At 58.5% G+C, this 22,437-nt stretch carries 19 protein-coding genes and 1 riboswitch; of the genes, 11 read left to right on the top strand and 8 right to left on the bottom strand.

Translation table 11 applies throughout. The annotated features are described in order from the left end of the window. The first annotated feature begins 14 nt into the window (after positions 1-14). Positions 15-1,061, top strand: coding sequence for a diacylglycerol/lipid kinase family protein (locus tag ACX5K5_RS00325; protein ID WP_188683959.1), 1,047 nt, complete (start codon positions 15-17; stop codon positions 1,059-1,061). Here the strand turns inward: ACX5K5_RS00325 and pheA are convergent. Continuing rightward, entirely contained in the window at positions 1,058-1,981 is a 924-nt protein-coding gene (pheA, locus tag ACX5K5_RS00320; RefSeq protein WP_096257288.1) for a prephenate dehydratase, read from the bottom strand. The genes ACX5K5_RS00325 and pheA overlap by 4 nt on opposite strands. Continuing rightward, the gene (locus ACX5K5_RS00315) at positions 1,978-2,304 is read right to left on the bottom strand and encodes a rhodanese-like domain-containing protein (protein ID WP_096257286.1); all 327 of its coding nucleotides are present in this window, start codon (positions 2,302-2,304) and stop codon (positions 1,978-1,980) included. Before ACX5K5_RS00315 ends, pheA begins: the two co-directional genes overlap by 4 nt. A gap of 67 nt (positions 2,305-2,371) precedes the next feature. Between ACX5K5_RS00315 and ACX5K5_RS00310 the strand changes: the two genes are divergently transcribed. Both ACX5K5_RS00310 and ACX5K5_RS00305 read left to right on the top strand, forming a co-directional pair. Next, positions 2,372-3,718, top strand: coding sequence for an amidase (locus ACX5K5_RS00310; protein WP_096257285.1), 1,347 nt, complete (start codon positions 2,372-2,374; stop codon positions 3,716-3,718). Positions 3,719-3,812: 94 nt separating this feature from the next. Continuing rightward, positions 3,813-5,270, top strand: coding sequence for a peptide MFS transporter (locus tag ACX5K5_RS00305; RefSeq protein ID WP_188683957.1), 1,458 nt, complete (start codon positions 3,813-3,815; stop codon positions 5,268-5,270). Positions 5,271-5,320: 50 nt separating this feature from the next. On the opposite strand, the gene ACX5K5_RS00300 is transcribed toward ACX5K5_RS00305, so the two are convergent. The 3 genes from ACX5K5_RS00300 to ACX5K5_RS00290 all read right to left on the bottom strand — a co-directional run bounded on the left by ACX5K5_RS00300 (position 5,321) and on the right by ACX5K5_RS00290 (position 6,666). After that, positions 5,321-5,524: a helix-turn-helix domain-containing protein gene (locus tag ACX5K5_RS00300; protein WP_096257281.1), complete on the bottom strand. Its 204-nt coding sequence runs from the start codon at positions 5,522-5,524 to the stop codon at positions 5,321-5,323. A gap of 2 nt (positions 5,525-5,526) precedes the next feature. Then, entirely contained in the window at positions 5,527-6,276 is a 750-nt protein-coding gene (locus ACX5K5_RS00295) for a hypothetical protein (protein ID WP_141392976.1), read from the bottom strand. Positions 6,277-6,348: 72 nt separating this feature from the next. Next, positions 6,349-6,666, bottom strand: a complete 318-nt coding sequence (locus ACX5K5_RS00290; RefSeq protein ID WP_096257277.1) for a DUF4190 domain-containing protein — start codon at positions 6,664-6,666, stop codon at positions 6,349-6,351. A 52-nt stretch (positions 6,667-6,718) separates the two neighbouring features. Here ACX5K5_RS00290 and pgm point away from each other — a divergent pair, with 52 nt between their 5' ends. Then, entirely contained in the window at positions 6,719-8,335 is a 1,617-nt protein-coding gene (pgm, locus tag ACX5K5_RS00285) for a phosphoglucomutase (alpha-D-glucose-1,6-bisphosphate-dependent) (protein ID WP_188683955.1), read from the top strand. On the opposite strand, the gene ACX5K5_RS00280 is transcribed toward pgm, so the two are convergent. Together ACX5K5_RS00280 and ACX5K5_RS00275 are read right to left on the bottom strand one after the other, a co-directional pair. Then, positions 8,307-9,749: an amino acid permease gene (locus tag ACX5K5_RS00280; RefSeq protein WP_096257274.1), complete on the bottom strand. Its 1,443-nt coding sequence runs from the start codon at positions 9,747-9,749 to the stop codon at positions 8,307-8,309. The two genes, pgm and ACX5K5_RS00280, sit on opposite strands and share 29 nt — an antisense overlap. Before the next feature lie 76 nt (positions 9,750-9,825). Further along, positions 9,826-11,259, bottom strand: coding sequence for an aldehyde dehydrogenase family protein (locus ACX5K5_RS00275; RefSeq protein WP_459174851.1), 1,434 nt, complete (start codon positions 11,257-11,259; stop codon positions 9,826-9,828). Positions 11,260-11,344: 85 nt separating this feature from the next. Here ACX5K5_RS00275 and ACX5K5_RS00270 point away from each other — a divergent pair, with 85 nt between their 5' ends. From ACX5K5_RS00270 to ACX5K5_RS00240, 7 genes are all read left to right on the top strand, one after another. Continuing rightward, positions 11,345-12,874: a hypothetical protein gene (locus ACX5K5_RS00270; protein ID WP_188683951.1), complete on the top strand. Its 1,530-nt coding sequence runs from the start codon at positions 11,345-11,347 to the stop codon at positions 12,872-12,874. Beyond that, positions 12,871-13,239 (top strand): GntR family transcriptional regulator, encoded by a 369-nt coding sequence (locus tag ACX5K5_RS00265; protein ID WP_096257268.1) that lies wholly within the window; start codon positions 12,871-12,873, stop codon positions 13,237-13,239. The genes ACX5K5_RS00270 and ACX5K5_RS00265 overlap by 4 nt, the downstream gene beginning before the upstream one ends. 35 nt (positions 13,240-13,274) lie before the next feature. Beyond that, a riboswitch (TPP riboswitch) is annotated at positions 13,275-13,369 on the top strand. Beyond that, positions 13,359-14,153, top strand: coding sequence for a hydroxyethylthiazole kinase (thiM, locus tag ACX5K5_RS00260; RefSeq protein WP_188683949.1), 795 nt, complete (start codon positions 13,359-13,361; stop codon positions 14,151-14,153). Its footprint overlaps the riboswitch before it by 11 nt. Continuing rightward, positions 14,146-14,787, top strand: coding sequence for a thiamine phosphate synthase (gene thiE, locus ACX5K5_RS00255; protein ID WP_188683948.1), 642 nt, complete (start codon positions 14,146-14,148; stop codon positions 14,785-14,787). Before thiM ends, thiE begins: the two co-directional genes overlap by 8 nt. Then, positions 14,784-16,220 carry a bifunctional hydroxymethylpyrimidine kinase/phosphomethylpyrimidine kinase gene (thiD, locus tag ACX5K5_RS00250; protein WP_346059981.1) on the top strand — a complete coding sequence of 479 codons (1,437 nt, stop codon included), beginning with the start codon at positions 14,784-14,786 and terminating at the stop codon, positions 16,218-16,220. Before thiE ends, thiD begins: the two co-directional genes overlap by 4 nt. 29 nt (positions 16,221-16,249) lie before the next feature. Next, positions 16,250-17,521 (top strand): uracil-xanthine permease family protein, encoded by a 1,272-nt coding sequence (locus ACX5K5_RS00245; protein WP_188683944.1) that lies wholly within the window; start codon positions 16,250-16,252, stop codon positions 17,519-17,521. Positions 17,522-17,789: 268 nt separating this feature from the next. Continuing rightward, positions 17,790-19,196: a sugar porter family MFS transporter gene (locus ACX5K5_RS00240; protein WP_459174850.1), complete on the top strand. Its 1,407-nt coding sequence runs from the start codon at positions 17,790-17,792 to the stop codon at positions 19,194-19,196. Between the two features lie 44 nt (positions 19,197-19,240). Here ACX5K5_RS00240 and ACX5K5_RS00235 read toward each other — a convergent pair whose 3' ends face one another. Then, positions 19,241-22,423: an HAD-IA family hydrolase gene (locus ACX5K5_RS00235; protein ID WP_459174849.1), complete on the bottom strand. Its 3,183-nt coding sequence runs from the start codon at positions 22,421-22,423 to the stop codon at positions 19,241-19,243. Positions 22,424-22,437: the final 14 nt, after the last annotated feature.

The raw sequence follows: 22,437 nt of genomic DNA, 5'->3' as shown, positions 1-22,437 counted from the left end.
ACGATGAGAGCACTATGCAGACAAACCGCGTGATCTTAATTTCTGTAGCCGGCGCCGCGGCAGTGCTTGCGGGCGTTACTGGGTACTCCGTGCGTAAGCTTTCGCACACGAGCAAACCGATCAGCAAAGAGCCTTCGATCAAGGAGCAATCCGAGTCTAAGAAGGTCGGACTAGTCATTAATCCGTCCAAGTCAGGTGCCGACAAGGCACGTGACGCGGTCAAACACGTATGCGCAGAAGCGGGGCTGGAAGAGCCACTGGTTTTTGAAACCACCCCCGATAACGCGGGCCAAGAAGCTGCTCAAAAGGCGATCGATGCCGGATGCGACACAATTATCGCGGCCGGTGGCGACGGCACGATTCGCGCCGTCGGAGAAGTGCTCGAAGGCACCGATTGCACCCTGGGACTGCTTCCCTTAGGCACCGGCAACCTGCTGGCGCGCAATATTGAGGTGCCGCTTGATGACTTGCACACCGCCGCGTTAGTCGCCGTGCGGGGCATGGTGCGACGCATTGATGTGGGCCATATGAAACTGAACCTGCTCGATGGCACGAAGGCGGATCATGCGTTCCTGGTGATCGCCGGCGTCGGCACCGACGCGGACCTCTTTGACGATACCGATGAAGAGTTGAAATCCAAGGTGGGCTGGTTGGCATATTCGGAGGCCGGGTTGCGCCAGCTTCCCGGACAACGCAAAAAGGTCGAATTTAAGCTTTCCGACGATGAGGCCTGGCAGACTCGTAAGGTTCGCTCCGTGCTTTTCGCCAACTGTGGCAAGTTGCAGGGCGTGGACTTTGTCCCGGACGCGAAGATCGACGACGGAATTCTCGATGCGGTAGTGCTCTCCCCGCGGTCGGCGGCCGGCTGGGGTTGGATCTTGTTGAAGACCGCTTTCCGCTCGCGCAACAAGATCCCGGTGATGAGTTTCTACCAAACCACCGAGGTCTCATTGCGCTGCGCGGAACCTATGAATACACAGATCGACGGCGACCCAACAGGTCAGGTCAACGAGCTGAAAGTTACCATCAGCCCTTCGGCGTTGCGTATTCGCACCCCTTAGAGGCGCGATTTGAGCGACTGCACCCACGCCCGGGATTCGACAAACGCACTATCTGAATTGTGCGTATCGATGAACGGGCGGGTGCCCTGCGCCGCCGGGTAAGATCCCAAGAAGCGCAGTTCCGGGCACAATCTGTGTAATCCGGCGAGCGCCGCGGAGACACGTTCTTCAGCAATATGACCTTCAACGTCTACGGAGAAGAAGTAGTGCCCGAGCCCCGCGCCGGTAGGGCGTGACTCAATCCGTGAAAGGTTCACCGCACGAGCGGTGAACTGCTCCAGAAATTCCATCAACGCTCCGGGCCGGTCCTCGGACAACGGCAGGATCAGCGTTGACTTATCCACACCGCTTGGCGCCGGAATGGCTCCGGGCCGGGTGACAAGGATAAAGCGAGTTACCGCCCCGGCGTGATCTTCCACCTCGCGCACCAACACCTTGAGGTTTTTCTCCTTCGCCACCAAGGGTGAGCAAATCGCGGCGTCGTGGTGGGTCTCTGGGTCCAATAGACCCAACGCACCGGAAGCAGTGGATGAGGCCGGGGTGAAGCTGGCAGCGGGTATGTTGGTTTCCGCCCAATGCCGGCACTGTGCCCAAGCGTGTCCGTGAGTGGAAATCTCCCGGATCTGTTCGAGTGAAGTAATTCCCTCGCGCACCGCCAACACAAAACTAATCGGGACCAGCACTTCGGCGACAATCTGTAACGATTCCCCGGCAGCAATGGCATCCAATGTGGCCGAGACTCCGCCCTCTACCGAGTTTTCGATCGGGACCATCGCGGCATCTGCCTGTCCTAAGCGGACCATCTCCAGTGCGCTATTAACGCTGCTGGCAGCAATCCGCTCACAATCCCCGGCTCCGGGGACCTGCAGCAAAGCCGCCTCGGTGAAGGTGCCCGCCGGGCCTAGATAGGCATATTTCATCGAACGGTAGGTTCCGCACCGTTGTCGGCATCCATCGGAAGCTTGGCTTCCAGCCAGGCATCGGAACCACCGGCGATATTAAACGCGGTATAGCCTAGGCCGGTCAACCACGCGGCAGCCTGTGCCGAACGGCCACCGGTGCGGCAGATAACGTAGGTATCAACGTCGGGGTCCAGTTCCTCGACACGGGTAGGCAGTTCACCGAGCACGATGTGCTTGGCTCCGGTCGCGCGGCCCGCTTCCCATTCGAAGTCCTCACGGACGTCAAGAATCAATGCGTCCTTAGGTACGTCGGTGACCTGAACAGTCTCAAAGTTGCTCATGGTTGGCTTTCCTCTCTGGTTGGGTGTTTGCTTATAAGACTATCCATTCCCCGCCTCGAAAGCCGACATGAAGACAAGAAGCGCCCTGAAATTGCGTGATGAGCTGGCCAGTGGAGAACGTTCTAGCCGCGAGGTCACCGAACACTATCTGCGTCGCATCGACGAGCTGAGCTCGCTGGGCGCCTTTGTGTACGTATCCCCCGATGCGATGGATGCCGCGGCTGCGGCAGACGAGCGGCAGGTGCGCGGGCAGATCGGGCGCTTACATGGTCTTCCCACGGCATTCAAGGACCTCAATGAGGTCACCGGCATGCCCACCACCTATGGGACCGCGGCAATGAAGCATCATGTGGCGCGAGCAGATCATCCGCTGGTGGCACGCTTACGGTCCGAAGGTGTGGTGATTACCGGCAAAACGCAGGTTCCGGAATTTGGTTTGAGCAGTTATTCAGAGAACCTTGTCGCCCCACCGTCGCGCAACCCGCTTGACCCACGATTGACCTCGGGGGGTTCCTCGGGTGGACAGGCGGCGGCGATCGCCGCGGGGATGATTCCCGTTGGGCCAGGATCCGATGGGGGCGGTTCGGTGCGCATACCTGCCGCGTCTTGTGGCCTGGTGGGACTCAAGCCCTCCCTGGGTCGGATCCCCAGTGATGTGGTTGATGGTTACCTAGATAGCTTTGGTGCGCCGAAATTGACGGTTTCCGGCCCGCTGGCCCACGATTCCTTGGACGCCGCGATGTTGCTCGACGCGATGCGCGGCTCCGACCATTACCTACCACTGCTGCGTGGCAGCTATCCGGAGCGGCTCAAGGGGTTGCGGATCGGTTACAGCACGCATTCTCCTTTCGAAAGCGCCTATTCGATTTCCTTGCAGCCCGCTGCGCTGCAGGCTTTTGAGCGCGCCAAGCAGCTATTGTCTGAGCGCCACCGGGTGGAGCCAGCGGATCTGCGCTACGCCAGCGACTACCCCGAGTCCTTTCTCCGGGTGTGGAGCAATGGGCTGCGCCATATTCAGCTCGAAGACGAGGGGCTGCTCGGTGACTTGGCAAGGGATTTCCGGCAACGCTCCGCAGCGCGCAGCATGGAGGTCAGCCTGCAGGCGGCCGCTAGGCTCAAACAAATTTCGGCAGACTTTGTGCGACAATGGTCCGCTCATGACGTGATCCTCACTCCGGCAATGGCCTCGACGCCACCTGAGGTCGGCTACTTTACTGACTCGGATGCGGATACCGATTACATGCGACAGTGTCAGTACACCCCCTACACCTCGATGGTGAACGTTTCTTCGGTAGCCGCCATCACCGTTCCAATCAGCAATTCCAGCTCCGGGATGCCGATGAGCGTGCAACTCATTTCGCCACGTGCCGATGAGGGGCTGCTTTTGGCGTTGGCCAAACAATTGGGCAAGTGAACCGGGAATTTAGCCGATACCAGCGGTATATGAAACATGTGAAATAGATCGCTAAAGTAGGCACTTGCTCCTAAAAGCGCGAAAAATGTAACGTATGTCTACTGTTACTTCGAGCACCACGGGCACGGATAAAACCTTCTTCGGTCACCCGCGCGCGCTCGCAAACCTCTTTAGTGTCGAGATGTGGGAGCGTTTCTCCTTCTACGGCATGCAGGCCCTACTGGCCTATTACATGTACTACGAAGTCACCGCCGGTGGCCTCGGGATGGATCAGGGCTTAGCACTGTCACTGGTCGGCGCCTACGGCGGCGCCGTATACCTGTCCACCATTTTGGGCGCTTGGCTCTCGGACCGACTCTTCGGTTCCGAACGAGTACTCTTCTTCTCCGCGATCGGCATCATGGCCGGCCACGTCGCGCTGGCATTATTGCCGGGCTACGTTGGACTCACCATTGGTCTGATCCTGGTGGCCATCGGCTCCGGTGGCCTGAAAGCCAACGCAGTGGCCTTGGTCGGTTCGCTGTACTCCAAGGAAGACTCACGCATTGACGCGGGCTTCTCACTGTTCTACATGGGCGTGAACGTTGGCGGTCTACTCGGCCCGCTACTGACCGGCCTGTTGCACAAGCAGTTCGGCTTCCATGTGGGCTTCGGCGCCGCTGCCGTAGGTATGGCCATTGGCCTGTTGATCTACTCCAAGGGTCGCAAAAATCTTCCGGAGACCGCGGGACTAATAGCAAACCCACTGCCTGTCGGCGAACGCAAACGCTACATCGGGATCTTCGCAGCCATCGTGGTTCTGATCGTATTGGTCTTCGCGCTGAAGATCGTCACCCCGGCAAACCTTGCAAGCACCATCGCCTACGTAGTCATCGCCGCCTCGGTGGTGTACTTCGTATTGATCTTGCGCAGCAAGAAAATTGATGCCACCGAGCGGAAGCATGTCTGGGCTTTTATCCCGTTCTACATCGGCTCGGCAGCCTTCTGGGCATTGTTCCAGCAACAGTTCACCTTCATCGCGGCCTACTCCGACACCCGTTTGGATCGTCACCTCGGTGGCTGGGAAATGCCTGCCAGCTGGGTCCAGTCGATTAACCCGGTCTTCATTATCTTGTTGGCCAGTGTTTTCGCAGGATTGTGGACCAAGTTGGGCAACCGCCAGCCGCGCACCTCGGTGAAGTTCGGCTTGGCTTTGGTAGTCGTGGGTGCGGCATTCTTGTGCTTCATTCCGCTCGAATCGCTGGAAATGACACCGCTGTTGGCGCTAGTTGGCATCTTGTTGCTGTGCACCATCGCCGAGTTGCTACTTTCCCCGATCGGCCAGGCGGTGGCCACCAAGCTGGCTCCGGCGGCTTTCGGTACGCAGATGATCGCACTGTTCTTCCTGTCCGTATCGCTGGGCACCACGCTGTCTGGCGTGTTGGCCGGTTACTACGTTGCAGGCAATGAAATCCCTTACTTCATCGCGATGGGCGGTACCGCCATCGTGCTGGGTCTGGCAATGATTGCAGCTACCCCGGCTTTGAAGAAGCTCATGGGCTCCGTGCTCTAAGGGCTCAAAGCTTCAAAGGCAGGCTTCACCCTCGGGTGGGGCCTGTTTTTTTATTTAAGTACTAGTAGCTCGCCGATTTCGCAATCAAGCGCCTGGCATATGGCTACCAACGTGGAAAAGCGGATTGCCTTTGCGCGGTCATTTTTCAAGATCGAAAGATTGACCACCGAGACATCAACAAGTTCGCTTAGGTGCACTAGGGTCATGTCACGTTCGGCCAACAAATCCCCAAGCCTGCAATGTACGTGCTCCATCGCTAGACCAGTCCCTCGGTATCGGCCGTGAGTCGATTGTTTTGCTCGGTTAGTCGCAGCCCGGCGGTCACCAGCTCGGCGACCACAAAGATCCCCAAGGCGATGAACAGCGAATTAAATTCGAAGTAAATCGCGAAGGTGGGTTCGGGCCACGGAGAGGATGCCTCGAAACTCTGTGCGGTGCTGACAAAACTATCGATATGTAACGACTCCTCGCCGGCGAAGCTGGCGCCGAATCCATTGAGGATCTGTCCCAACGTGGTGCCGAAACCAAGTATTGTCGCTACGACCCGTGCGGTTTTACGCAGGCTCGCGGTGAAGGGTTTGCCTACGCGCAACTTGTTGCATAACAAGATCACCGAGAGAATCACCGCGCATACCGCCAGACCTTCGCAGAGTGCACCGGTTGCGAGCAGAACTCTGGTTCCGGCGCTGAGCGAACCGCTGGTAATCAGTACCTCGTTGATCTGCGCGGTGACATTCCCGCCATGATCTGGAGAGACGTCGGTGACGTGCGGATATTCCGGCCAGTAAGGCTCGACAGGAACTTCGAGTTGCACCTGCGGATCCGACAGCGCCGACACCACCTGAGCAATGATGGCGAAACCAACGCTCACAAGTGCAACGATCGCGATGCGACGCGTGAAGTCTACGACGGCCTGCACTCGTCCGGAGCCAAAGACTGCGTAAAGCACTAAAGCCAAAACCACGATGACAAGCACGGCGCTTATTCCAAAGGAGAAGCCAGACATCACAAACCTAACGATAGTCGTTATTAACGATAATCGTTATGTTAGTCCCAAATGTCAGGAAAAACTACACGATTACGCGAAATCGTTGAGCCCGGAATAGTCGAAGTTTTCAGCATATCCAACCGAAAACCAGATGGCCCAGATGATAAACGCATAGAACAGGACACCAATAGCTAGCCCTACCCACGAGGTAATCAAGCCCGCCAGACTCAGCCCCCGGACGGTCGGTTCGCGCCGATACCCCATATGGCCGGTAATAACGCCGGCCAAGGGAACTAAGATAAGTAGACATAGGCCGAGCATCGATAAGATGCCCAGCACAAGCGACGCCGTCGAAAGCCCTACTGGCTGACGTGGCTGCTGATACGGATTGCTCGGGTAGTAAGTCATCACTTTTGATTATTCTATGAACCCGGGCAGAAGCACAAAGATAAGAGAGAACATGGCCCACGAACGCGCCGGGACACCTGCCCGCGAAGCAGATCTCATCGACCTAGATGCTGTCCTTGAATCTTACTCATCGATCCGCCCAGCGGCCGACAACCCAGACCAGGCAGTCATTTTCGGCACCTCCGGTCACCGCGGCAGCTCGCTGAACGGAACCTTCAACGAACTTCATATCGCGGCCATTACCCAAGCCGTGGTGGATTACCGCAAGGGCGCGGGAATCACCGGGCCAATGTACGTGGGCAAGGACAGCCATGCGCTATCCGAGCCGGCCTACCGGACCGTCCTAGAGGTCTTATCCGGCAATGATGTAGCGGTGTTTGCCGACTCAGGCCTGACGCCAACTCCTGCGGTCAGCCACGCCATCTTGGTGCACAATGCGGGTGGTGGAGACCAAGCCGATGGGCTGATTATCACGCCTTCGCACAACCCTCCGGCGGACGGTGGTATCAAATACAACCCACCACACGGCGGTCCAGCAGAATCCGAAATCACCGCACCAATCGCAGCACGCGCCAATGAACTCATGGTCACCGGGGAAATTCTTCGCGGAACCGCTCATGCCCAAGATTTTGATTTCCGTGAACTGTACATCACCGATTTGGCCACGGTGATCGACTTTAAAGCGATTGCCGATTCTGGTATTTCGATTGGCGCCGATCCACTAGGTGGCGCCTCGGTACATTACTGGGCCGAGATTGGCCGGCGCTACGGGTTGAACTTGACCGTGGTCAACGAACAGGTGGATCCGCGCTTTGGATTCATGACCTTAGATAAAGATGGCAAGATCCGGATGGACTGTTCCTCGGCACATGCGATGGCTTCGCTGGTAGCCAACCGCGACAAATTCGACATCTCCACGGGCAATGATGCGGATGCCGACCGCCACGGTATTGTCACCCCGGATGCCGGGCTGATGAACCCGAACCACTTTTTGGCGGTAGCGATCGATTACCTACTGACCCACCGCCCTCAGTGGCCCGCAGATGCACAAATCGGCAAGACGCTGGTCTCCTCGGTGCTGATCGACAAGGTAGTTGCCGCACACAGCCGTGTACTGCGCGAGGTGCCAGTAGGTTTCAAATACTTCGTCGAACCGCTGGCCTCAGGCAAGGTGGCGTTCTGCGGAGAGGAATCGGCTGGAGCCAGCTTCTTGGATTTCACCGGTCAGGCATTCAGCACTGACAAGGACGGGCTGATGTTGGCGCTCCTGGCCAGCGAGATTCGTGCGGTCACGGGCCAAAGCCCAAGCCAGCGCCATGCCGAGCTAGTAGCCGAGCATGGCGCAAGCTTCTACGACCGGTTTGACGCGCCGGCTAACCGTGAACAGAAATCGGTTCTGGGCAAGCTAAACCCGCAAGCGGTCACGGCAACCGAACTCGCCGGGGACCAGATCACCACAAAGCGCACCGAGGCCTCGGGTTTTGCCATCGGCGGGCTGAAGGTCTCCAGCGAGCACGCTTGGTTTGCCGCACGCCCCTCGGGAACCGAAGATATCTACAAGATTTATGCGGAGTCCACGCGTTCTGCAGAGCACCTCGCGCAGGTTTTGCGCGAGGCGCAGGTCATCGTAAATGCTGCGCTTAGCGCAGGGTCCACGGATCGATCTTAACCTCTGGTTGTTTGCGGGTCACCCACCAGTGGCCCGCCCAGAGTAGCAGGAAGAGCGGTAGACCGATGTAGCTGGAGAGCACCTCTAGCACGCGGCCTTGAACGACTGCCTCGTAGTTCTGTCCGGCGATCACCACGATCAAGATGACAAAAGCAAGGATAGGCCCCAACGGGAATAGTGGTGCCTTATAGGGCAGTTTTGCCAGGTCCTGACCACTGGCTATGTATGCCTTGCGGAACTTGTAATGACTTACCGCAATACCCACCCAGGCGATAAACCCGGAGAGTCCGGAGACATTGAGCAACCAAGTATAGGCAGAGCCCTGGCCAATAATTGCGGTGAGGAACCCGAAAAGTCCTACCGAAGCAGTCAATAACATCGCGGGGACCGGAACACCACGACGGTTTAGGCGAGCAAAGATCTTCGGGGCCTTGCCATCAAGGGCCATCGAGTAAAGCATGCGAGCTGAGGCATATAGCCCAGAGTTGCCCGCCGAGAGAATCGCAGACAGGATCACCGCGTTCATCAACGCGGCAGCAAAGGCGATACCCGCCCGCTCGAAGACCATAGTGAACGGAGAGCTGGCAATGTCAGCTTCCCCGCTGGAAAGCAGGCTCGGATCGGCGTATGGAAGCAGCGTGCCAATAATGAAGATTGCGCCCACGTAGAAGAGCATGATGCGCCAGAAGATCGCCTTGATGGCCTTGGGAATATCGCGCTGCGGATTCTCCGCTTCACCTGCGGCCACACCAACTAGCTCGGTGCCCTGGAAGGAGAAGCCGGCGATCATGAACACCGATACCACCGAAAGCCAGCCGCCCACGAAGGGCGCGTCTCCGTTTGACCAGTTGCTGAAGCCCGGGGTGCTATCACCCATAATGCCCAAGATCATCGCGATACCGCAGGCCAGAAAGACGATGACGGTGATGACCTTGATCATCGCGAGCCAGTATTCACTTTCGCCGAAGGCCTTGGTGGACAGCGCGTTCAGCCCGGTGAGTAGCAGCAAGAAGACACCCGCCCAGATCCATCCCGGAACATCTGGCAGCCAGTAAGACATGATGATGCCTGCCGCCACCAGCTCCGCGGCTACGGTAATGGCCCAGTTGAACCAGTAGTTCCAGCCGATCGCGAAGCCAAAGTGGCGGTTGACGAAGACCGAGGCGTAGGTCTGGAAGGAACCGGAGACCGGAAGCCGTGCGCTCATTTCACCCAGTGATTGCATCAAGAGCAACACCATCGCGCCGATGAGCGCATAGGCCAGCAGCGATCCGCCGGGTCCAGCTTGAGCGATAGTGCCACCGGAGGCTACAAAGAGCCCGGTGCCGATAGACCCGCCAATGGCGATCATCTGCATATGGCGGGCTTTGAGACCGCGCTTTAAGCCATCGGTGGGGGCTGCGGGCTTGGTCATGCGAATGCTCCTGAATTAAGGTTTTTGGGCCTTAACAAGCATTCCACCTCGGACGACTCAACAGCTATGAACCGCGCTACAGTAAGCGATCGATAATCTTTCGCTTAGCCCAGGTATATGGAGGATATATTGCGCTCAGAGTGTCAATGACCGTCGTTTTGCTCAGTTCAGAACGAATTTGCGAAAGACGATCGAAACCAAACTTGCCGTGATACGAGCCCATTCCGCTAGCGCCCACCCCACCAAAGGGCAATGACGGAATAACCATTTGAGCCAGTGGCGCATTGTGCACGATGGCGCCCGCGCGCACCCGATCGGAAAAGATTGACTGCAGCCGCGGGGACTCACTCATCAGATAGGCAGCCAACGGGGAAGGGCGCGCGGCGATAAATTCGAGCGCCTCATCGAAGGAGGACACCTCGATGACCGGCAGAATGGGACCGAAGATTTCTTCTGTCATCAACGGCGAGTCCAGATCAACGTTGCGCATGATGGTCGGTGCGATGCGCAGCGTTTGCTCGTCGTAGTCACCACCGTGGGAAACATCGCCCGAGTCAAGCATGCTCACAAGTCGGTCAAAGTGGTTGCGGCTGATGATGCGCCCAAAATCCTGATGGTTGATTGGATCCTTGCCGTAAAAACTGGTGATTGCCTGGCCCAGACGGTTAATCAGTGCATCGGTATCTGCGAAGGACAGCACGTAGTCCGGAGCGACACAGGTTTGGCCTGCATTCATGAACTTCGCATAGGCCAGACGCTTGGCGGTTGGCAAGAGGTGGTTATCAACCACGGCTGGGCTCTTGCCACCTAGCTCCAGCGTGGTGGGGGTCAGATGTGTCGCCGCGGCCTGCGCCACGATGCGGGCGACCTTTTCTCCGCCGGTGTAAAAAATGTGATCCCAGCGCGCTGCAAGGAGCTCCGTGGCGGTATCCACACCGCCCTCGACTACCGCATAAACCCGGGAATCCAGATACATCGGTAGGAGTTTGGCCAACACCCCGGAGGTAACCGGGGCGAGCTCGGAGGGTTTCAGTAGCGCGGCGTTACCAGCGGCGATGGCAGCAACTAACGGGGCGAGCATCAACTGCAGTGGATAGTTCCACGGCCCAATAATTAGTACTACGCCTAACGGGCGCGGCTCGACCTTTGCGATGGCCGGTTGCAGTGCGAGCGGCACCTTTACGCTAGTGGAATCCATCCACTCTGCGAGGTGCTTCTGGGCATGGTCAATTTCCGCTCGGACCACGTCAATCTCGCTGAACTTTGCTTCCGTGGCCCCCTTCCCCAGATCCTGATTTAGCGCATCAACGAACTCCCCGGTACGTTCTGCCAGCATTTTTTCTAGGGCGCGTAGCTGCCCGGCGCGAAAACGCCGCGGGTGAGTGATGCGTGTGTCCGCGGAATGACGCAGATGTTCTAAGACCGCTGCGATTCGCGAGGGATGTTCATCGACCGGTGGCGCGGAGTCGCCGACGGGATCGGGCAAAGGATTTGAGGTGAAGAGACCCATGGGTTGATGCTACTTCATTAGCTGCCAAGACCTTCCGTTTGTATCAAGTAGTTGCTACATTAGTTTTCAGCCAACGAAGGAAATTATGGATCAGCTCTCCTCCGCCACATTCGGAATCGCAATCGGTGCCGCCTTGATCTACCTGTGGCTACGCTTAGTAGCCCAGCAAGACAATCGCCCGGCGCTCACCCGAGCACGCTCGCATTCCTTCTGGTGCGCGCTGATCGCTTTCTTCGTCTGCACTTCTGGCTCGGCCGGAGATCTCAAAAATACCGTCACAGGAACGGACATTGGTGTCGCGGAGGTTATTGACGCCATCAACCCGGGCCTCTGGTTACTGCTGATCTACCTGCTGGGACTTTATTCGTGGCCGAAGTCGGTCACCGCCGTGCGTGCCGCCTCATTGGAACCTCGCTCGGTGTTCACCCCGTTGCCCCGGGCGCTGAGCCTGATTGCAGTGCTAGTATTTTTTGGCTCCGCAACCGCACTATTCTTCATCCGTGATGTCGCAGGATATCCGGCACAATTTGCCGTGGAGACCTTCGATTCCACGGGCGGCGGCGGGACTCTGCAAAGCGCTCAGGAAGGGTTGGCTGAGGCCGCAACACTCATCCCGTTATATTCTCTGAGCCTGGCTTCGTTAGGTCTTGCGCTGCTTATCGCCACGGCCTTGATTCTGTTCCGCAAACCATTGGGATCGCTGACTCCCCACGACAATCAGGTAATCCGTGCGGTCTGGCTGAATCGACTCTTACGCACCGCAATCCTTGGCTTCGCCACCGTGGGCGTGGCGGCACTGCAGTACAAGTCTTCCTGGTTACTCAACCTGTACCCCGAGGCAGATGATTATCGGATATGGCAGAACGTCGGAAATTTTGCGATGTTGCTCATTTTCATTCTTGTGGCCGCGTGGGCACCTCCCGCAAACTTTGTTAAGAATGCGGACACCGTGCCGAGCAGCGCATTTTCGCGCATGCGCGAAAATCTCTTCTCCCTAGGCTTCATCACCACCGCACTCAGCCTGGTGGGGATGGCCCTGATGCCATGGTCCAGGCAGGCCGAAATTAGCTTCGACACACGCCCCGGGGAGGATGCCCCACAGGTGATGCTGCTACTGGCCGGCTTTGTCGCCCTGTACCTGGCGTTAAACGCCGGGTACTTGGGATATGTGCACCACAGCTCCAAATCCGTTCACCACCAGGCACGGAATATCCGGAACCTTCCACGCTATGTATATATACTTGCCGGGATCTTGATCATCGTCAGTGGCTATCTACTGATCAACCCCCCATTAAAATATTTCTGGGGGCTGGTCAAAGTCGGTCCGACTTTTGCACTGCTCATGGTTCTCGCGGTCCTTGTGCTGACCGCCGGCTACATCTGGTGGGCTCGACGGGTGTCCCTACCCTGGCAGGTCAGTGCTGAGCAAGAAATTTGGTACCGTCGGGTGCTGGAATTTCGAGCGCTGCGCACCGTGACCGCTGCCATCATAATGATGCCGGGCTGGGGCTATGCGCCAGCCCCGTACCTGTGGGCCGCTGCGGTAATCGTGTTTTGTTGCCCGGCGGTCATCTTCCTGGCTCGGCCAGCGGCGAAGGTACGTCAGCTGGTATGAGCCAACATATTTTTGTGGATCTGAATGCTGCATTGCCACCTTATGCGCAGATCCGCACGCAAATTTCTTCCCTCATTTCGCTCGGCGAGTTACCTACGGGCAGTAAGTTACCCACCGTGCGCGCGTTGGCAACCGATTTAGGGGTAGCTTCGGGGACCGTGGCACGTGCCTATAAAGAACTTGAAGCTGCCGGGCTGGTGACCTCCCGCCGGCGTGCCGGAACCGTGGTTAACTCCGTGCCCGCTACGGAAGAGATTAGCAATGAGCTGATTGAAGCGGTGGATAAAGTGTGGCGCTTAGCCCGCGAACAAGGCATCGACGAACTGACGGTCAAAGCGCTCGTGCAACGCCGGACGCGGGGATGAACTTGATGTTCGAGCACTAACCTGAGTACGCTCGACCCAGTGACACGGGGTGTCGGATTCACCGACTGAGATGAGACCCGTCGAACCTGAACTAGTTCAAACTAGCGGAGGGATGTCGCATGACTCTAGTGACCGTTGCCCAAAAGTATCGGCAACAATCACCCTTGGTGTTTTGCCTGACCAACACTGTGGTCACAAATTTCACCGCCAATGTACTACTAGCTTCCGGTGCGGCCCCGGCGATGACAAACCTTCCGGGAGAGGCCGGTCCTTTCGCAGCCGTAGCGTCCGCGGTATTGGTGAATCTAGGCACGCCGAGCACCGAACAACTACGCGCAATGGACGAAGCGGTGCGCGGTGCGACCAAAGCGGGAACACCTTGGGTATTGGATCCTGTGGCAGTGGGCGCCTTGCCGGTGCGCACCGAGTTCGCCCGAAAGATCCTTGCCCAACACCCCACGCTAATCCGCGGCAATGCCTCAGAAATCCTCGCACTGGCTGGGTATCAGTCCACCGGGCGCGGAGTAGACGCGCAGGACACCGTATCCGCAGCGATCTCCGCAGGACGCGAACTGGCCCAGAATTACGGGAGCGTGGTGGCAATTTCTGGGGCAGCCGACGCGATTATTGATGCCACGCGCACCACCTTGGTGCATAGCAATGGCATCGGCCTGACCGGGATAACCGGGGGTGGGTGCGCGCTGGGCGCGGTGTGTGCCGGCATGCTGGCGATCACCGATGACCCGTTTGAAGCAACTATTGCAGCTCACGGCATGTATGGCCTGGCCGCCGAGAATGCGTTGGCGCTCAGCCGCGGTCCGGGAAGTTTTGCCTCGGCTTTCCTCGACGAACTCTCATTATTCGCCCCGGAAGAACTGCTCAATCTGCGCCTTCAGGAGGCAAACCATGCGTGATCTCGGAATTTACCTCGTGGCCAACACCCAAAGCTGCCAGCCACGCAGCACCCTAGAAGTTATTGAGTCAGCGGTAGCCGCTGGAGTTCAATGGGTGCAGTTACGCGCCAAAGATGAAAGTGCTCGCGAATTTTTCGAACTGACTTGTGCCGCAGCACGGCTCACCGCCGGCAAGGCAGAATTACTGGTCAACGATCGGATCGACGTGTTTTTGGCAGCTCGCGCCGCCGGCGCCGCGGTCACAGGAATTCACATCGGCCAGAAGGATATTCCGGTTTCCTACGCCCGGAAGATCATTGGTGAGGGAATCATCGGTCTGAGTGCCTCCACCGATGAACAGCTTGCTCACGCCAATGACCAGGCGCAGTACCTAGATTATTTGGGGGTCGGCGCGATTCGCGCTACTCCCACGAAAAAAGACCATCCGACCCCATTAGGTTTAGCTGGTTTTGCCCGAGCCGCAGCACTGACCACACTGCCCTGCGTGGCAATCGGCTCGCTCACCGCAGCCGATGCGCCAGCATTACGAACCGGCGCGGCAGCCGGTATGGCCGTAGTGCGCGCCATCTGCTCCGCCGAGGATCCGCATTCGGCGAGCGCCGAACTGCTCAGTATTTGGGAGGCAGCCAAATGAGTCCAAACATTCTTTCCATCGCCGGGTCCGACCCATCCGGGGGTGCGGGGATCCAAGCAGATCTGAAGACCATCGGAGCCAATGGCGGATACGGCATGTGTGTGATTACCGCACTCACCGCGCAAAATACCCACGGCGTGGACGCAGTGCTGCCCATCGATGCGCAGTTCGTGGCTAAACAACTCACCTCGGTATCCCAGGACGTACACATCGATGCGGTCAAGATCGGGATGCTGGCAAATTCGCAGATTGTCGCGGCGGTTGCTGCCTGGTTAGAAACGCTCAGTGCTCCGGTGGTATTGGATCCGGTAATGATCGCCACGAGCGGGGACCGGCTGCTGGAGACTGATTCGACCTTGGACGCGTTGTTAACCCGGGCAGATGTGCTCACCCCGAATACCGCGGAACTTGCCGCGTTGCTCGGCGAGGAACAGGTCAGCAACTGGGAAGAATTGGTGGCACAGTCTGGACGTCTGGCTGCTAAATACTCGGTGCTGGTGGTGGCCAAAGGCGGGCATCTTCCCGGCGACAGGTGCCCCGATGCACTGGTTGGCCCCGAGGGGTTGATCGCCAGTTTTGATAGTCAACGGCTGTCCACAAAAAACACCCACGGTACCGGTTGTACGCTATCTAGCGCACTGGCCACACAGTATGCGCTGCTCGGCGACTGGGCCGCCGCACTGGGAGCAGCCAAAAACTACCTTCATGCGGCGATTGCCGCGGCCGATGAGCTCAAGGTGGGCAGTGGACACGGCCCGGTGAATCACTTCGCCGCGCTACTGCCGCCAGTGTCCAGCGACCCGATGGCCCAGTGGTGGCGAGACATTGGTCAGCTGCGAGAAGGCATCGATGAGCTGCAGTTTATTATCGAGCTCTCCGCGGGAACCTTGGAACGCGAGAGATTCGAATATTATCTGGCCCAAGATGCCCTCTATCTGCAGCGTTACGCGCAGGTGCTCACGCAAGCCAGCACGCTAGCCCCGCAGATCGAGGCGCAGCGGTTCTGGGCTAAGGGCGCGCAGGGGATCTTGGAAGGTGAATTGCAGCTGCACCGCAGTGAATTGCGTAATTTATCTCCCGAACCGAGCGACACCACGCTGAACTACGTCAACCATCTGAGCTCCTGCGCGGGAAACTATGCGGAACTGATCGCCGCGATCCTGCCGTGTTATTGGATCTATCAGGACATCGGCAACCGGCTGAGCGCCGCAAACCATCCCGGTCACCGTTATGAGAGCTGGCTATCCACCTATAGTTCGGTCGAATTTGATGAGGCCACCGCGCAGGCGATCAACATGGTGACCGAAGCCTGGCAGCTTGCCGACCCGGCCACCCGGAGCAGAATGTGGGATGCGTTCAGGCGTTCGGCCGAACATGAGCTGTCATTCTTCGCGCAGTCTCATGCCCAGGGCGTAGACTTCTCTACGGCCTAAACGCGGGGCTACGAATTCTGGAGGAACGCATGAAGTGGAGCATTCACGGCAACGGGAAGACCATCACCGAAGGTGAGGTTGTTGCCCCGGATGAGCGGCTGCATTGGCCGCAGACCATTTCCATCGGAGTCCAGCACATTCTGGCGATGTTTGGCGCTAGCATTCTGGTGCCAACGTTGACCGGTTTCCCGGTCACTACGACCTTGCTGTTTACCGGTGTCGCGACCATCATCTTCTTGCTGATGACCAAGAATAAGGTGCCCAGCTATTTGGGTTCCTCTTTTGCGCTCATTGCCCCGGTGACTGCCTCTACCGTCGGTGACGATTTCTCTGCGGCGCTGGGCGGCATCGTGATGACCGGCGCAGCGCTGTTTATCGTCGGGTTGATCGTGGCCAAGACCGGCACTCGCTGGATTCATGCGCTCATGCCCCCGGTGGTCATGGGTACCATCGTCGCGCTGATCGGCCTGAACCTGGCTAGCGCTACCCTCGCGCCGATGCGCGATTTCCCCGCCACTACCTTCTTGACGGTGCTCGCGGTGGTGCTGTCCACCGTTGCGTTTAAAGGTTTGCTGGGCCGCTTGTCTATTTTGGTGGGCCTGGTTATCGGGTACTTAATTGCGTTGGTTCAGGGCCAGGTGGATTTCACCCCGGTAGGTCAGGCAGCTTGGCTGGGCCTGCCCGCATTCCACACTCCGAGTTTCGACTTTAATGTGGCACTGATGTTCCTACCGGCGGTCTTCGTATTGATTGCGGAGAACATCGGTCACGTGCGCACCGTGGGTCTGATGACCGGCAAGGATTTATCGAAGTTTAACGGCCGCGCCTTGATGGCCGACGGCATCGGCACCGTGGTGGCAGGCGTTGGTGGCGGTTCCGCGACGACTACCTATGCGGAAAACATCGGCGTCATGGCTGCCTCGCGGGTATATTCCACCGCCGCTTATTGGGTGGCCGCAATTGCGGCCATGGCGTTGGCCTTCTTGCCGAAATTTGGCGCGTTGATCAATACCGTTCCGGTGGGAGTCATCGGCGGACTGGGGATCGTGCTGTACGGCATGATCGGTATCGTTGGTGCCCGCTTGTGGATCGAGGCGAAGGTTGATTTTGGTAACCCGATCAACTTGATGACCGCCGGCACCGGCCTGATCATTGCGATCGCAGTGACCCAAGACTTAGTCTTTGGCCAGTTCCAGATGGGCGGTATCGCGCTGGGTACTATCGCTACCCTGGTCGTTTTCCATCTGATGACTACCGTGGCAAAACTTCGCGGAACCGACCTGACACAGGTTGATGCGTAGCTTTTGAACCGATCAACGGACCGGCATTGTGACGATGTTCATAGTGCCGGTTTTTGTTTAATCTTCAACCCGTCACGGATCACTGCTGGCGCTTCAGAATTTCGCATGAACCCGGGGTTGGTTTGCGTCGATTCCGCGGAGCCCAAAATCAAATTGTAAGGATTCTTTCCTATTTATGACGAGCGTCGCATTCCACGGCGGCCATCTCTGATGAAAAAGCCCCAAAGGGTATTTGCGACGGACCCTAATGGCGATAGCATGAATCCTTGTGACTGCGACTACATCTGACGGAAAGATCTCCGCGCGACTCATTTTCATAGCCCTCGGTGCCGCCCTTGGCGGCTTTGTTTTCGGCTATGACTCTTCAATTGTTAACGGCACCGTGGACGCTGTCGAACACGAGTTTGGGCTCAACGCCGTGACCATTGGTTTCACCGTGTCCTGCGCCCTGCTCGGCGCGGCCATCGGTGCGTGGATCGCCGGCATGGTCTCCGAACGCGTCGGCCGCGTTCGCACCATGGTGATCGCCTCGGCGATGCTCCTGGTTTCCGCACTGGGCTGCGGACTGTGCTTCAGCGAGGTTGACCTGATCGTCTGGCGCATCGTCGGCGGCATCGGCGTCGGCTTCGCCTCGGTGATCGCCCCGGCCTACATTGCCGAGGTCTCCCCGGCACAGCACCGCGGACGCTTAGGATCCATGCAGCAGATGGCCATCGTATTGGGCATCTTTGTGGCCTTCCTGGTCAGCGCACTGCTGGTATTCGTCATGGGATCGGCGGACGCTATCGGATGGTTCGGCCTGGCCGCGTGGCGCTGGATGTACCTGTCCTTGGCAATCCCGGCAATCATTTACGGGGTACTAGCCCTGCGCCTGCCAGAATCCCCGCGCTACCTTGTCGAACGCGGACGCTACGTTGAGGCCGCTACCGTGCTGACCCGCGATATGGGCATGGTTCCCGGGGCTGCCACCGAAGCCAAAATCGAGGAAATCCGCAACACCGTGCACGTTGAACGCCGTCAGGTGTTCAAGGACCTGCTCGGCCGTTTCGGTTTCCACCCACTGGTCTGGGTAGGCATCCTGCTCTCCGTGTTCCAGCAATTTGTCGGCATCAACGTGATCTTCTACTACTCCACCACCCTGTGGAAGTCTGTCGGCTTCGCCGAATCCGACTCGTTCACCATCTCGCTGATTACCTCGATCACCAACGTGGTCGCCACGATCGTTGCGGTGCTGCTGATTGACGTACTGGGACGCAAGCTGCTGCTGATGATCGGTTCCACCATCATGACCCTGTCTCTGAGCATGATGGCAGTTTCCTTCGCCCAATCGGTCACCATCGACGGCGCCGTATCCCTGCCGGGCAACTGGGGCATCGTGGCGCTGGTCTCCGCGAACCTGTTTGTGGTTGGCTTCGGCGCGACCTGGGGTCCTGCGGTGTGGGTACTGCTTGGTGAGATCTTCCCGAATTCCATTCGCGCGCTGGCCCTCGGTGTGGCTGCCTCCGCTCAGTGGATTGCCAACTTTGCCGTTTCCACCACCTTCCCCTCGCTGGCCGAGACCGGTCTGGCGCTGGCCTACGGTATCTACGCGTTCTTCGCCTTGCTTTCGCTGATCTTCGTGATCTTCATGGTGCGCGAAACCAAGGGACGCCAGCTCGAGGAAATGACCCTGTAAAAAGTTCATAAAAAAATTGGCGGACCAAACGGTCCGCCAATTTTTTATTTCCAGGGGTTATTAGGCACCTCGGCCCCGGCGTCAAGCTGCAACGAGAGCACGTGTTCTAAGCTGGGACGCCCGGAAAGCTGCGGTCCTTGATCGGCAAGCGATACCCGCTGGCGCTGCTCAGGCTCCAGCACAATCTCTTCCCCACGCACCCAGACGCTTTGTGGTCCTTGCCCTGCGAGGTTAAATTCGATACCCGTAGCATCGAGGCGCACCCGGATCACCGAACCGTTGAAGGCCAGCTTGAACCGCATGGATCGAAAGCTCTGCGGCAGCCGCGGATCGAAGCGCAAGCACTGGTCGTCGTCGCGCAGTCCTGCGAAGCCGTTGACCAGCGCGGCCCACACTCCACCGGTAGAGGCCACATGCACTCCGTCGGCAGTATTGCCGTGAAGGTTCTCCAGATCCACATTCAGCGCGTGTTCGAAGTAGTTGAACGCAAGTTCCCGGTAGCCAACCTCGGCCGCGAGAATCGATTGGACCGTCGCGGAAAGCGTCGAGTCCCCGGTGGTCAACGGATCGTAGTAGTTGAAGTCTGCCAATTTCTGTTCGGCGGTGAAGTCGCTGGAGCGAAGCCACAGGGCAAGCACCGTGTCGGCCTGCTTGATGACCTGGAAGCGGTAGATCACCAATGGGTGGTAGTGCAGCAGCAACGGACGTTTTTCTGGCCCGCTGGCCTCCAGATCCCAGACCTCGCGATTCAGGAAATGGTCGTCCTGCAGGTGGATCCCCACCTTATCCGAATAGGGGATGTGGATCCGATCGGCCGCCAGCTGCCAGGTGTCGATCTCCGCGGATTCAAGTGCCAGTTTTTGGGCCAGCTGAGCATAGAACTTCGGGTTCCTGGAGGCCAGCTCGCGCAGCAGCTGGGCCGAGCGGCGCAGGTTAAAGCGTGCCATCACGTTCGTGTAGGTGTTGTCGTTGACCACCGCGGTGTACTCATCCGGGCCGGTCACCCCGTGAATGTGAAAGCTGCGTTGTTCTCCGGAACCACGCCAGAATCCCAAGGAGGCCCACATGCGAGCGGTGCCCACCAGAATTTCCGCCGCACCCGCCTCGAGGAATTCGTCATCGCAGGCAGCGTTGAGATAGCGGTCCAGTGAATACACTACGTCGGCGTTGATGTGATACTGCGCGGTGCCCGCCGGATAGTAGGCGCTGGCTTCCTCGCCGTTGATGGTGCGCCATGGGAAGAGCATGCCCTCTTCGTTCATGATGCGCGCGCGTCTGGTGGCTGCCGGGATCATTGAAATGCGGGCCCGGAGGGTATTACGCGCCCACTGCTGATTGGTATAGGTCAAAAACGGCAGCACGTAGATTTCGGTGTCCCAAAAGTAGTGCCCGGAATATCCGTTGCCGCTGACCCCCTTGGCGCTGATGCCCATGCCGTCGGCACGCGCCGAGGCCTGAGCCAGCTGGAAGAGATTCCAGCGGATCTTGCGCTGCAGACTCGGGTCATCGCTGTCCACCAGCACGTCGCTGCGCTGCCAGTAGGACTTCATAAAGGCGCGCTGGGTGCGGAAATGCTCATCGATGCCTCGAGGCACTAGACGATCCAGGGCACGGGTGGAACGCAGCAGCATTTCCTGGGCCGGGTGGCGGCGTGAGGAGTGGTAAACCGCGAACTTTGCCACACGCAGCCCTTGACCCGCCTCGAGGTTTGCGCTGGATACCTCGTCGGCCCGGTCCGGTTGTGCCGAACGCTCCGTATGCACTTGGGCGGTAGCACCGCCGGTGGTGTCCACCAGATGTTCCATAACCGCCGAAACCGACATCTTGGAACCTGCCACGTTGTAGGCTAGCCCGAGTCGGGCGCCGCTGGCGATATGCCCCGCGGGGTGCAAGGGATTCTCGGAAGCTTCATCGGATTTGCGCGGATCCTTGCCTGAATCCATCTCGGCCGGGGAAGAAACTTCAGGTTCGGAGCGATAGCCGATCACCGAGGATTGAACCAACACATGCCCCGGGGCATCGAGCAGGCGCACGTGCAGGTCCTGCAGCGCCAAGTGGCGATCGCTGAAGGAAATCATGGTTCGAGCGGTCACCGCCACCCGATGGCCTTCTGCGGTGCGCCAGAGGGTCTGGGATATCAGGGTACCTTCACGGAAATCGAGGCGCAGGTCATCGCGCAGCATCTCGGTACGGCCCACCTCGAGGGCCTCATCGTTGATGAACACACGCAAGGTGCGAAAATCCGGGGCGCTAATCATCGTCTGCCCGGTTTCGGCCAGCCCAAAAGCGCTTTCGGCGTGGCGGATCTGCCAGGTTTCATGCAGCCCGTTGATGAAGGTGCCGGCCACCTGTTCACCGAGTCCCACCTGCGCGGAACGGGTTCCAAGGAACCCATTGCCAAGGGAGAAAACGGTATCTTGGGCTCCCGTATGGTCACGTTCGCTGTCCCGCGTGATGGACCAGGGATCAAAATTCCAGGCCCGAATCGCCGAGGAGGACACCAGTTCGCTCAGATCCTCCACGACAAAGTCGGCGCCGGCGGCCAGGAGCTGATCTGCATTATCCTCGCGGGCCACACCGACCACCATGAAACCGCCAGCCCGGGCGGCTTTTACCCCGCTGCTGGCGTCTTCGATCACCACGCACTCTTCGGGGCGCCAGCCAAGGTCTTTGGCGGTGGCCACGAAGGTGTCCGGGTTAGGCTTGCCGGGAAGCTGGCGCGCTTCAGCCTCGCGCCCGCCCATGACGGTAGTGAAGTGCGTCGAAAGCCCGGCGGCTTGGAGTACCGCATGAGCATTACGCGAGGAGGAGACCACGGCTACGTCTAAGCCGACGTCCAAGGCTTGTTGCAGGTACTCGCTGGAGCCCGGATATGGGGCGATGCCATCTCGTTCCAGCACGGTGGTGAACACCGAATTTTTCAGATTACCCAGAGCACAGACCGAATCGGTTCCGGCGTGATCCTCCGGGTCTCCGTAAGGCAGCACAATATTTCTGGAGGCGAGCACCGCGCTGACTCCTTCATAGCGCGGTCTGCCGTCGAGCAAGTCAAAATAGTCTTGTTCCGTATAAGGCGGCACGCCCGGATGTTCTTGGGTGAAAAATTCTGTGAAGAGTTCATTCCATGCGGCGCGGTGTAGCAGCGCGGTCGGAGTGAGCACGCCATCCAAATCAAAAAGGACGGCCTTAAAGTCACGGTGCCGGTAGGTCGGACGGGTAGCGTTCACGATCGAAATCCTTC

This window comes from Glutamicibacter bergerei (assembly GCF_054495185.1).
Note: the sequence above shows the minus strand (reverse complement) of the source record. Positions and strands in the feature narration are given on the sequence as shown.